Below are 12788 nucleotides of genomic sequence, written 5' to 3'. Positions count from 1 at the left end.
ATTTTCTATAAAAAAGAGTTTCAGCGGAGCAGGGAGTTTATGAAATCTATGACGAGGCGCAGAATCGTTCTTAAAATCGGGACGTCGACGGTTACCGGCGGCACGAAGGAAATTAATCGGCCCAATTTGGTCGATTTAGTCCGACAGCTCAGTACGCTGCGAAAACGCGGTTTCGAAGTGATCCTTGTCAGTTCCGGCGCGGTTGCGGCAGGGCGGGAGGCGCTCCAGGGTTCGGTTTTCCCAAAGCATGTTCCGGCGAAGCAGATGCTGTCCGCGATTGGGCAGCCGCGGCTGATGGCGATTTACCATGAGCTGTTTTCGATTTACGGCGAGCTTACGGCGCAGGTTCTGCTGACGCGCAGCGACCTGATCCATCGGACCGGATACCTGAACGCGCGCGGGACGATGGGCTTGCTGCTGGAGAACGGAGTGATTCCGATTGTGAACGAGAATGACGCAATCGCGACGGACGAAATTCGCCTGGGCGATAATGATACGCTGTCGGCGCATATCGCGGGACTCGTCGGCGCTGAAATATTAGTCCTGATGACCGATCAGGACGGCCTTTTTGACGACGATCCGGGAAAGAACCCGGCCGCGTCACTGGTTCGGCGGGTCGTCGAGGCGGAGATTCCGGATCGGATTTGGGCGGCCGCCGGCGGGAGCCGCTCCGGGCTGGGGACCGGCGGAATGCTGACGAAGGTGCGCGCCGCGGATATTGCCCGCCGGATGGGAACGACGGTCAGGATCGTCAATGGGGCAGTTCCGGACTGCCTGTTGAAAGTTGCGGACGGCGAGGACTTCGGAACGACGTTTATACCGACCCGTTCGGTGCGCGAGAGCCGGAAGCGTTATCTCCTGTCCGGGTATCGCGCGGACGGGGCGGCCGTTATCGTGGATCGTGGCGCGGCGGAGGCGTTGGCGCAGGGGAAGAGCTTGCTTCCCGCCGGCGTTCGAGCGGTTGTGGGCGAGTTCGATCGTGGCGATACGATCCGAATTCTGGATGACGCAGGAGCCGAGCTGGCGGTTGGAACGACGAACTACGGGGCGCAGGACGTGGCGAGGCTTGTCGGCCGCCATGCCGATGAGATTGAAGAAATATTGGGGTATTCGTTTGCGGATGAGATGATTCATCGTGATTTCATGATCGATTCTCGAAGCAGGGAGTGTGAAAATGGAAATTAGTCGGATTGGCGAGCGGGCGCGCCTGGCGTCGGCCGCTCTGGCGGGCGCGTCAACGGATGCGAAGAACGCCTGCCTGGCGCGGCTGGCGGCGCTATTGGAGGAAAACTGCGCGGATATCGTCGCGGTCAACGCGGCTGACGCTGCCGACGGGAAGCTGGCGCTGACGGAGGCAATGGTCGATCGGCTGACGCTGAACGAGGATCGGATCCGGTCGATCGCGGCGGACGTTCGCGCGGTCGTTTCGCTTCCGGATCCGGTCGGCGAGGTTTTCGAAAAACGCGTTCATCCGAACGGGCTGCGAATCGAGAAGCGGCGGGTCCCGATCGGCGTGGCGGCGGTGCTGTATGAATCGCGTCCGAACGTGACGGTCGACGCGGCGAGCCTGATGATCAAGGCAGGGAACGCGGTGATCCTGCGCGGCGGGAAGGAAACGATCCGGACCAATCGGATTCTCATCGAGCTGATTCATCGGGCGCTTCGCGAGACAGGATTGACGGAAGACAGCGTTCAGTTCATTGATTCGCCTGATCGCGCGCTGATGTTGGAGCTTCTTCATCAGGACGCGTTCGTCGATATCGTGATCCCACGAGGCGGAAGCGGGTTGCATCGGTTCTGCCGGGAGAACAGTCGGATTCCGGTGATCACTGGAGGGATCGGCGTCTGTCATTTATTTGTCGACGCGAGCGCGGATTTGCCGAAAGCGGCCGCGGTTGTTCGCAACGCGAAGGTTCAGCGGCCGACTGTTTGCAATGCGTTGGAAACGCTGCTGGTTCACCGCGCGATCGCAAGCGAGTTCTTACCAGAAGTCTGCCGTGATTTGACAGGCCGGGGCGTGGAATTTCGCGTAGACAATAAAGCGCGTCAGATTCTTCTTGACGCCGGGATCAATCCCGCTCGGATTCAGCCCGCAGGGCCGGATGATTATGATACGGAATGGCTGTCGTTGGTCCTGAGCGTTCGCGTAGTCGACGACCTGGACAGCGCGATTTCGCATATCCAAGTGCATAGCACCGGTCATTCCGACGGGATCTTAACCGGGGAGCTGGAGAATGCCCGCGTTTTTACGAATCGGGTTAATTCTGCGTGTGTCTACGTTAACGCGAGCACGCGCTTTACAGACGGATCGCAGCTGGGGTTAGGGGCGGAAATCGCGATATCGACCCAGCCGCTGCATGCGCGTGGCCCGATGGCGATGCGCGAGCTGACGACGTATAAATGGGTCATTCAGGGTGATTATCAGGTCAGACTGTAAGGCTGTCGATTGGAAAAACAGAGCGCCGAACGTGGGAGAGAAAAACCGGTTCAAGGCGCAGCGATCGTCAGATGATCTTCCGGTACCCTGTCGTTTTCGGTAAATTGGGCGTGCCGGCGACTGCCTGGCGCGTGGTCAGAGGATCAGCATGGCGTCGCCGAACGAGAAAAACCGGTATTCTTCGCGAATCGCCAGCTCGTAGAGCTCGATCGTTTTTCCCCTGCCGATGAACGCGCTGATCATCATGATCAGCGTTGACTTTGGCAGGTGGAAATTGGTGATCAGCGCGTCGACGGCACGGAACGCGAAGCCGGGCAGGATGAAGATTCCGGTATCGCCGCGAATCGGCGCGACCGGTTCGTTCAATCCCTGCTCGATCGCGGCCTGCGCGGCGGTTTCGAGCGTTCGCGCGCTCGTCGTCCCGACGGCGATCACGCGGCGGCCCGAAGCTTTTGTCCGGTTGATCCGCGCGGCGGAGGCCGGATCGACTTCGCACCATTCTTTATGGATCGTGTGGGCGGCGGGGTCGTCTTCCGAAACGGGCTGGAACGTGTCGAGTCCGACGTGAAGCGTGACGTCGGCGAATTCAACGCCGCTCTTTTCGAGCGAGGCGATGAGTTCGTTGGTGAAATGGAGGCCGGCGGTCGGCGCGGCGGCTGAACCGGTGAACGCCGGGTTGGCGTATACCGTCTGGTATCGCGTCTGGTCGGAGAGCTTCTCGTGAATATAGGGCGGCAGAGGCATCTGTCCATTGGCGGAAAGGTACGCGTTCAGGTCCCCTTCGAAACGCACGACCCGGCGCGGACTGTCCGCGTTGGTCAGGACGAGTGCGAAAAGATTGTCGGAGAGAACGATTTTCGCGCCTTCGCGGATCTTTTTTCCCCCGATCAGGCATTCCCATTCGGAGTCGGTCCGTTTCCGCAGCAGGAGAAGCTCAACTTTTCCACCGGATTCTTTTTTTCCGTAAATTCGCGCCGGAAGGACTTTCGTCTGGTTTCGGACGAGAAGGTCGCCGGGATTCAGGTAATCGCCGATGTCGCGAAAATGGCGATGCTCGACGCGGTCAGTTTTCCGGTTATAAACGAAAAGGCGGGAGCTGTCGCGCGGTTCGATCGGCGTCTGCGCGATGCGTTCCGGCGGCAGCGGGTAATTAAAGTCAGCGGTTTTCAATTCGGTTCGGCTCCTTATAAGGGAGATCAGATTGCTCCGGCGGATTTCAGAAGAGCGGTTCCTGATCAGGCGAATCGTCGACGGATGATCGGGCTGGTTCGTCTTTATTCCACGGGATATCCAGGTGTTCATAGGCGCTGCGGGTGGCGCTGCGCCCTTGCGGCGTGCGGTTGATAAAACCGAGCTGGAGGAGAAAGGGTTCGACGACTTCCATGATCGTGTCGGTTTCCTCGCTTAGCGAAGCGGCGATCGTATTCAGCCCGACCGGCCCGCCGTTGAATTTTTCGATAATCGTCAGCAGCAGCCTGCGATCCATTTCGTCCAGGCCATACGGATCGATTCCCAATAGCTCTAAGGCGTCGCGGGCAGACGCGCCGGTGATCACGCCGCCGGTGCGGACCTGCGCGAAGTCGCGGACACGGCGCAGCAGCCGCAGCCCGATTCGCGGCGTTCCGCGAGAGCGGCGGGCAATTTCGGTTAATCCGTCCGCTTCACAATCGACGCCGAGTTTTCCGACCGCGTTGGCGATAATTCGTTCCATTGCGCCGATTTCGTAATAATTCAGCCGGTATATCGCGCCGAAGCGTCCGCGCAGCGGCGAACTGACCATGGAAAGGCGGGTCGTTGCCCCGATTACGGTAAAGCGCGGAAGCTTCAGGCGAATCGAACGAGCCGACGGGCCTTTCCCGACCATGATATCCAGCGCGGAATCTTCCATCGCCGGATAAAGGATTTCTTCGACAGAGCGGTTCAGCCGATGAATTTCATCGATGAAAAGGATATCGCCTTCCTGGAGGTTGGAAAGAATCGCCGCCAGATCGCCCGATCGTTCGATCGTTGGGCCGGAGGTGATTTTGATACTGACGCCGGTCTCATTGGCCATGCAATGCGCCAGTGTGGTCTTCCCCAGCCCGGGCGGACCGTAAAAAAGGAGATGATCGAGCGGCTCGTTTCGTTGCCGGGCGGCGGTCAGAAGGATCGAAAGGTTTTCGCGGATCAGGTCCTGGCCGATAATATCGTTCAGGTATTTGGGCCGTAACGCAAAATCGGCGCGCTCATCGGTTGAAATCGTGCCCGGATTGATCAGTCGCTCTTTTTCCATATGCATAAGTATAATTATACCAGCGCGGAGCGGAAGGCATGAAACCTGATCGAAATTCCGTTCGAGGCGCTGATGCGGCCGGTCCGCTATGCTGAGGTAAAGGAGATTGTAATTATGTTCGGATATAACGTAGCGCGCCATCCTGTTTTGAATTTACCGATGATTTGTCTTTGGTCGGAGCTGGACCGATTTCGCAGCGCCGAGGTCCGGCTGGTTCCCGAGTATGGTTCTGATATCTGTTCCTTTATTGTTGACGGGATTGAATATCTTCATCAAGGATTCAGCGACGTCGCCGGGATGAAGTTCTTTGGGATTCCGATGATGTATCCGTTCCCGAATCGGATTGACGGCTGTAAGGTCGAATTCAACGGCGAGACGTACCGGCTTCCGGATACGGATAACGGGCGCACGCTGCACGGCCTGATCTCGGCCGCGCCGTTTACGTTCGAGACGCCGGTCCTGACGGATGAATCCATATCGATCAAGACGTCGCTGACGATCGATCCGGGGCATCCGCTGTACGCGGTTTTTCCGATCGCGAACCGGCTCGAACTGACGACGACGCTGGAGAGCGGGAGCCTGACGATCCAGGCGAAAATCATGAATCTCGACTCGACGAAGCGGCTCCCGTTCGGTTTCGGGATTCATCCGTATTTCAATGCGCTGGGGATGAAGAAGGATATCCTGATTCGGGTTCCCGCGAAGGGGTATATGCCGGCGAATCGGCTTATTCCGACGGGGAAGATCGTCTCAATGGAGGAAGGACCGGCGGATTTACGCGGGCTGACGCCGCTGGATAAGCTGGATTTAGACGATTTATGGTGGGGGATGGAGCCGCTGAAGCCGATGGAAATTTATTATGAGTCGATTAAGCGGAAGGTATCGATCTTCGCTTCCGATATTTTTACTCACGCGGTTACGTATACGCCCGCGGCGCAGGGTTTTTTCTGCCTCGAAAATCAGACGAACGCGACCGACGCGGTTCGTTTATATCAGGACGGGCACCAGGACGCGGCGCACCTGATCATTCTTGATCCGGGCGAATCGATCGCGGGGAAAATTCGAATTCAGGTCGAGGCGCTCCGGGAATAGGCGGTGTCCGCGTCGTGATGCGAAGCGCGGTCGCGCGGACCGGGAAAGTTTGATAAAATAAACTTGATTTTTGGAAACTGAAATCAGGTTTTTCGGTTTTGCGAAAGAGACGGAGGGAACATGGCGAGAAATAATCCGAACCCAAAAAGACCCATAAATCAGGCAGGCAGCAGCGAGCTGGTTGATTTTTCTGCCGACGCCTGGAGCTGGAAAGGGAAAGCGCCGATTTATCCGATATCGCCGGAAGGCTTTTCGTTTGATATTGAAAACGAGAACGGATTGGATCGGAAAGCGATTTCGCTGGGCATTATCGGAATGATTATTATCGTGTATAACGCCAAGAGCGCGACGATCCGCGAAGAAGAGATTTTACCGGTATTCTTTGAGGTGATTGCGACCCGGTCCTGGCTGACGATGACGAAGAGGGAAGCGGGGACGCTGGCGAAATCGGTGATCCTGAAGTTGACCGATCCAGAAGCGAGCGGCGACGTATTTGATTTATGTTCCTACGCGCCGCTGGAAGTCAAGCGCAGCCTGCTTCGGGCCCTTTTCGCGGTGGCGCGGATCCGACTGAAAGAAAATTTCCGCGCGGAAGCGGAAACGCGGATTCTGGAAGATATTATCCCCAATATTTTTGAGAATCCTGAGTTTGAGTTGGCGAACCTGACCGGAAATATTATCCGCGAGAAAGCGGAAAACGCGCCGGACGAAACCCCGGCAGCGCATGAACGGACCGATGAAGTGATAGAGGCCGCGCCGGAACCTGAACCCGATATCGTTTCGCAGGTCCGGGCGCAGGAATTTAACCGCGACGCGGAAACCGCGCTTCGGGAACATTTGGATCAGTTGACGAAAGCGGTCCCGGACTTGCCGCCGCTTCCCGAGGAGCCCGAGGATTCGTACGTTCCGTTTTCTGATATGGAAGCGGAAGAGGCGCTTTTGGCGAAGGCCAATGAACAGAAATCGTCTCAGCCGCGAACCGAACCGATTTCGGGGTACGCTCCGCCGTCTTCGGCGCCGGTTTCGCGTACAGTCTCGCCGGAACCGGCGGCGAATGACCGCGCGATCCCGGACGAAACGGTCGCGCCGACGCCGACGGATCCTGTCGCCGATCTTTACAGTCAGCAGGGTTTTTCGACGGGAGACGAGTATCAGTTCCCTCCGGTTCCTCCGCGCGAACCGCAGCAGGCGCCCTTCTTCAGAAACGCGCCCGCCGCGCCGGGCGCCGCGGGATATTCTCAACCAGTTCCGGACTTTGGGCAGGCGCCTGATTTTGGCCCTGCGCCGACGTTTTCGACGCCGCTTTCGAAGGGGGGCGCCGTTCCGTCCAAGGGGCAGTCGGCTTATCCGGCTCCGTCGGCGGGATATGGAGATGTCCCGGTTTCTCGAAGCGTTCAGCCCGGACAGCCGTCAGCGTATCCGCCGGCTCCAAACTTCGCTCAGCCGCAGGCGCCATTTCAGCCCGGCATGAGTCCGGGAATTTCGAGTCAGGTCGACCCCAGAGCGGCCGGGTTCTCTTATTATCCCTCTCCCGGCCCCGTTCCAGGACAGCCGTATCCAGCTCAGGGCGCTCCGGGGTATCCGTTCTCACAGCAGCAGGCGGTTCCGCCATTTTCGCCGTATGCTCAGCAATCGCAGGCATACTATCCGCCTCATCCCTGGCCTCAAGTCCCGCCGCAGTATGGGCAGGCTCCGGCGCAGGCGCCTTATCCGGGCGCTCCCGTCCCGCCGCAGGGCTTCCCGTCAGGCGTCGTTCCGCCGTATGGGAATCCGGCGAATCCTGCGAATCCGGCCGATCCGTCGAACGCAGGCGCGGATATGGAATCGACCGCTCCGCGGAAAGCGGTCTGAAATTGCGGTTTGAATATTGAATGTCCTTGCCGTGATTCGAGAGCGGCGTTTCAGAAGAAATGAGATGCGCCGACTCGGGTACTATTCTGTTTGGGGGACTTCCTGGCGCCGGTTCGCTGTTGTTCTGGCTGGACTGATTCAGGCGCCCTCTTTTTCTATTGCGTTCGAACTTTTGGAAGCGGCGGGAGCCTGATCGATTCAGGCTATAATAAAAGCCGTTCGGATCCCGAACGGAACCTGAAATTATGTATGAAAAGGGGCTGATGATGAAAGAGATCGTTCAAAAAGTAAAAGGGACGCGGGATTTTTATCCTGAGGACATGATCCTTCATCACTGGCTCGGGGAGCAGATTCGCGCAGTTTCGGAGCTTTTCGGATATCAGGCGTATGAAGGGCCTTATCTGGAAAAGCTGGAGCTGTATGCGGCGAAGTCGGGCGAGGAGCTGGTCAAGGAGCAATCTTACGTTTTCACGGATCGCGGTGGCGGGGAAATATGCCTGCGCCCGGAGCTGACGCCGACGCTCGCGCGCATGGTTGCGCAAAAGGGGCAGGCGCTGACGTTTCCGCTGCGGCTCTGGTCGTTTGGCCCGTTCTGGCGCTATGAGCAGCCGCAGAAAGGCCGCAGCCGCGAATTTTTCCAGTGGAATATCGACATGATCGGAGCGAACGGGGCGCAGTCTGACGCGGAGCTGATTGCCGTTTGCGCGACGTTTTTTCAGCGGCTTGGCCTGACGGAGGCCCAGGTACGGATCCATGTGAATGACCGTCGCCTGATGGATCGAAAGCTGACCGAAATCGGGGTCCCGGAAGATGAAAAGGCGCTGATTTACCGGCTGATCGATCGGCGCGACAAGATGCGCGAGGGCGAATGGAAGTCGTTCGCGGCTGAATCGGGGGTCGGGGCTGAGACGGTCGCCGGGTTGACAACGATCCTGAACGACGGCGAGCTTTGGCGGGAGTCGGAGGAATTAACCGCGGTTTTTGAGCTGCTTGAGGCGATGGGCCTGGCTGCCTATCTTGAATTTGACGCGAAGATTATCCGCGGGCTGCTTTATTATACGGGGATGGTTTTCGAAGCGAAGGACGTCGACGGCGGCCGATCCATTCTTGGCGGCGGGCGTTACGAAAATCTCGTCGGCGACGTTGGCGGCGATCCGCTCCCGGGCGTGGGGTTCGCGATGGGGGACGTCATGATCAAGGCTGTGCTGGAGAAATTGGGGATTCTCCCCGCGCTTGACGCGCAGCCGGCGAAGGTTGTCGTGACCGTTTTTGACGCTGCGAGTCTGGGGGTGTCGGCGGCGCTTGCGATGAGGCTGCGCGGGGCAGGCATTCCGACGATCCTGTATCCCGAGGCGGCGAAACTGAATAAGCAGCTGAAGTACGCGGATCGGATCGGGGCGACGGCGGTGATTATCTGCGGACCGGACGAGCTGGCGAATGGGATGGCGACGGTGAAAAATCTGGCGGCCCGTTCGCAGCGGACTGTATCGATCGATGCGCTGGCGGGTGAGGTGAAGGGGATGGTAAAAATCAGGATATCAGGCGTCGGCGTTTCTTAATCTCAGGTGAAATTCAATCCGTCCCACCTCCTAAACATACATGGGGGGGCGTTATCCAGGTTTTCACAGCGCTTTTTAAATAATTTTTAACCGCTGTGATGACTTGGACCTTTTTTTTATATTTATCTGCTTGAAAAATTTAGCGGCAGGTAAAATACAAGGCGGAACTTCATTATTATAGCTGGAAGAGGTTTGTGAAAACCTCGTTGTAAACGCAACGTATAAATCGATGCGAACACATTTTCTCCCCCTTCTTTTTCATTTTTTTCCTTGACGGAAATAGACAGAGCACATACAATCAGTAATACTTTTGGACCCATATTTGGTCAAATTTTCTAAAGGAGATTTTTTCAATGCAAACTGGAATGGTTGGTAAGCACTTACTGAAAACTCAGGAATGGACCCGAGAAGAGTTAGATACGTTATTGTATGTAGCAAAAGAACTTAAAATGCGTTATGCGCTTGATTTACCAACCGATATTTTAAAAAACAAAACCGTTTTTTTATTGTTTTTTGAAGAATCAACGCGGACTCGAAACGCATTCGAATGCGGAATTACGCAGCTGGGCGGTCACGCGAACTATCTGACCCCGAAAGCTACGCAGGTCGGACATGGGGAATCCCCTAAAGATACGATTGAAGTTTTAGGACGCATGGGGCATGGTATCGGCGTCCGGAATACGCTTGTAGACGGTCATTGCTGGATGGAAGACTTAGCCAAGTATGCCAGGATCCCGGTTATGAATATGCAGTGTGATATCTGGCATCCCACCCAGGCGCTTGCGGATATTATGACAATTAAAGAAAAGTTTCATGACGAATTGCGCGGTCGGAAGTTTGTCATTTCGTGGACATGCGCTGGACAGTATATGCGGCCTCTTTCCATGGCAAACTCGTTGGTGACCTTAATGCCTCGTTTTGGCCTTGACGTTACGCTGGCTCATCCGAAAGGTTTTGAACTGGATCCGAAGATTATGGAAATCGCGAGGGCGAATGCCGATGCTGCCGGATCGAAATTTGAACTGGTACACGATATGGAAGAAGCCTGTACAGGCGCCGATATTATTTACGCCAAGGGCTGGGGGCCGATTATGACGGTCGGTGATGACGAAGCGCGAGGGTTGGCGATGATCAATGAACATCCTGATTGGTTTGTCGATCAGCGTAAGATGGATCTCGGCTCGAAGGATGCGATTTATATGCACTGCATGCCGGCGGATCGCGATATCGAAGTCACCAGCGAAGTATTGGACGGTCCGCGATCTGTGATTTATGATGAGGCTGAGAACCGCCTGCATACGATTAAGGCTCTCATGGCGCTTACCATGGGAAATATTAACAGAAGATAATTCATTTTTCCTGATTCTTTAAGTGCCTTGTGAAAGGACGGGGCAGGAAGAGCAGCAAACCATTATTTTCTCCTCCTGCCCCATAAAAATCCATGGTCAGACGTAAATTCAGCCAATACTTTCTTTATCCCTTTCTCGCGATTATGATTGCGATGCTGATCGGCGCCTTCATTATTTGGAGGGGCGGAAATAACCCGATTGAAGTATATCGGTTAATGATCGAAGGATCTGTAGGTACGTCTCAAACGCTCTCTGAAACAGTTCTCAAAACAGCGAGCTTGATCATTGCAGGTATCAGTTATGCGTTTGCGTACCGATGCGGGATGCTTAATATTGGGATTGAGGGCCAAATGCTGGCGGGCGCTATATTAAGTACCTGGGTTGGTGTTAATATAACTTTTTTGCCAGGCGTCCTTCATTTATTCATCGCGGTTACTGCCGGTATCCTGGCAGGTACTTTTTTGGGCTGCTTTATTGCTTATTTGAAAAATCGCTTCGGTGCAAACGAAGTCATAACGACCGTCATGATGAATTACATCATGTTATTTATTGTCGAATACCTGGTGACGGGGCCTATGCGCGAGGCGCCTGAATTCCCGCAATCAGCAAGAGTGTTATCGACCGCTGGTTTTCCTATCCTGATCCCTGGAACAAGGGTTAATATTGGAATTATCATTGCTCTTTTGCTCATTGCGATATATGGCTACTATTGGCAAAAAAGTAAAAAGGGCTTTGAAATGCGGATTGTAGGCGAGAATCCTACGGTCGCGAACAGTATTGGCATCAATGTCAAGCAAAATCGGATGATAGCTTTCGCTATTTCAGGCGCATTAGGCGGTCTTGTCGGCGGTATGGAGCTATTAGGCATTCAAAAAAGGCTGCTTCAGAATTTCTCGGCAGGATATGGTTTTGATGGAATTGCGGTCGCGCTGCTGGGTAAAAACAGCCCGGTTGGTATCGTTCTCTCATCGTTCCTTTTTGGCGCAATGAAAACAGGCGGAAATATGGTACAGATGTTTTCAAATGTTCCATCATCTGTTGTTCTGATTATTCAAGCCATTATCATTTTGATGATGACGATTCAGGTATTCCCAGTAAAGCAAAAAAATTAGAAGGAGCTTATTCATGTGGAATTTTATGACCGTCATATTTCGCGACAGCACTTCTATTCTTTTTGTCGCACTTGGGATTCTTATCATGCAGTTAGGCGGTGTAATTAATATTGGGGCTGAGGGGATGATGTTGGTGGGCGCGTTTTTTGGTGTTCTGGGAACCTACTTAACCGGATATACCGGCTTCGGAATCCTCGCAGCTCTTATTATTCTTGCTGTTCTTGGTCTTCTGTTTGGCTTGATGACGGTTTACTGGAAAGGCAACCAGGTTGTTGTTGGCGTTGCTCTGAATCTTCTTGCTGAAGGAATGACTACTACTTTATCGAGACAAGCGTTTGGCTCTGGGTCGCAATCTTCAATTCAGGGGTTTCGTCCTGTATTTTCAGGCGTTTCCGTCATGACCTTTATTGCGTTGATACTCGTTTTTGCCCTTTACTTTTTTCTGTATCATACAAATCTTGGTCTCCGGATCCGTGCGGCGGGCGAATATCCAATCGCTGTTGATATTGCGGGGATTGATGTTTACCGGGTGCAGCTGATTGCTGTTCTTATCGGTTCAATGATTATTGGTCTTGGTGGTTGTTCGCTCTCGATGGCCCATATGAATAGTTTTTCTGAATTAATGACTGGCGGACGTGGTTATATCGCGCTCGCAGCGGTTTCATTGGGGCAGTATAAACCGGCAGGCGTTCTTCTTGCTTCTTTAATGTTTGGTGCAAGTAATGCACTCCAGTATAATTTACAAGCAAGTATTACAAAATTTCCTGCGCCCATTATCCGCATTATTCCCTACGTTATTACGATCATAGCGGTTATTATTTCAGGAGCAAACTCTAAGGATCCTTCCTCTTTGGGTAAAAAATATGTTAAATTTAGTTAATTTGCTCGCTTTGCTCGCTGATAGGAGGGGCTTATGACGAAATACGTGTAACTGGATCCTTTTTGTATATTCTGTCGCTGCGTGGTGTTGGCATGATATTAAGACTATAAGAGGAGGCGGTCTTAGGTAAATGTTCCAGCCAGTGGGATATATGTGTAAATCAAATCTGTATTGCTTGTGATATCGTTAATTGAGAATCGCGAAAAATAGGATTGAACGTATAAAGCAAAAGAAAA

10 protein-coding genes are annotated in these 12788 nt (G+C 54.3%); 8 read left to right on the top strand and 2 right to left on the bottom strand.

The genetic code is table 11. From position 1 onward, the window contains the following. Positions 1-39: 39 nt before the first annotated feature. Both BEQ56_08680 and BEQ56_08675 read left to right on the top strand, forming a co-directional pair. A complete protein-coding gene (locus tag BEQ56_08680; GenBank protein ID AOH44476.1) occupies positions 40-1185 on the top strand; it encodes a glutamate 5-kinase in 1146 nt (381 codons plus the stop codon). Further along, on the top strand, positions 1175-2437 hold the full coding sequence (locus BEQ56_08675; GenBank protein ID AOH43542.1) for a glutamate-5-semialdehyde dehydrogenase: 1263 nt from the start codon (positions 1175-1177) through the stop codon (positions 2435-2437). Before BEQ56_08680 ends, BEQ56_08675 begins: the two co-directional genes overlap by 11 nt. 135 nt (positions 2438-2572) lie before the next feature. Here the strand turns inward: BEQ56_08675 and BEQ56_08670 are convergent, their stop codons facing one another. Together BEQ56_08670 and BEQ56_08665 are read right to left on the bottom strand one after the other, a co-directional pair. Then, the gene (locus BEQ56_08670; protein ID AOH43541.1) at positions 2573-3607 is read right to left on the bottom strand and encodes a tRNA preQ1(34) S-adenosylmethionine ribosyltransferase-isomerase QueA; all 1035 of its coding nucleotides are present in this window, start codon (positions 3605-3607) and stop codon (positions 2573-2575) included. A gap of 46 nt (positions 3608-3653) precedes the next feature. Continuing rightward, positions 3654-4715 (bottom strand): Holliday junction DNA helicase RuvB, encoded by a 1062-nt coding sequence (locus BEQ56_08665; GenBank protein ID AOH44475.1) that lies wholly within the window; start codon positions 4713-4715, stop codon positions 3654-3656. Between the two features lie 108 nt (positions 4716-4823). Between BEQ56_08665 and BEQ56_08660 the strand changes: the two genes are divergently transcribed. The 6 genes from BEQ56_08660 to BEQ56_08635 all read left to right on the top strand — a co-directional run bounded on the left by BEQ56_08660 (position 4824) and on the right by BEQ56_08635 (position 12552). Next, on the top strand, positions 4824-5801 hold the full coding sequence (locus BEQ56_08660; GenBank protein ID AOH43540.1) for a hypothetical protein: 978 nt from the start codon (positions 4824-4826) through the stop codon (positions 5799-5801). 120 nt (positions 5802-5921) lie between these two features. Further along, the gene (locus tag BEQ56_08655) at positions 5922-7652 is read left to right on the top strand and encodes a hypothetical protein (protein AOH43539.1); all 1731 of its coding nucleotides are present in this window, start codon (positions 5922-5924) and stop codon (positions 7650-7652) included. A 245-nt stretch (positions 7653-7897) separates the two neighbouring features. Continuing rightward, on the top strand, positions 7898-9211 hold the full coding sequence (locus BEQ56_08650) for a histidine--tRNA ligase (protein AOH43538.1): 1314 nt from the start codon (positions 7898-7900) through the stop codon (positions 9209-9211). A gap of 353 nt (positions 9212-9564) precedes the next feature. Then, positions 9565-10560 (top strand): ornithine carbamoyltransferase, encoded by a 996-nt coding sequence (locus BEQ56_08645; protein AOH43537.1) that lies wholly within the window; start codon positions 9565-9567, stop codon positions 10558-10560. Positions 10561-10652: 92 nt separating this feature from the next. Then, the gene (locus BEQ56_08640; protein ID AOH43536.1) at positions 10653-11672 is read left to right on the top strand and encodes a hypothetical protein; all 1020 of its coding nucleotides are present in this window, start codon (positions 10653-10655) and stop codon (positions 11670-11672) included. 13 nt (positions 11673-11685) lie between these two features. After that, on the top strand, positions 11686-12552 hold the full coding sequence (locus tag BEQ56_08635; protein AOH43535.1) for a hypothetical protein: 867 nt from the start codon (positions 11686-11688) through the stop codon (positions 12550-12552). The last annotated feature ends 236 nt before the right edge of the window (positions 12553-12788 follow it).

The organism is Anaerolineaceae bacterium oral taxon 439, assembly GCA_001717545.1.
Taxonomy (GTDB): domain Bacteria; phylum Chloroflexota; class Anaerolineae; order Anaerolineales; family Anaerolineaceae; genus Flexilinea.
This window is presented reverse-complemented; position numbering and strand designations above follow the sequence as displayed.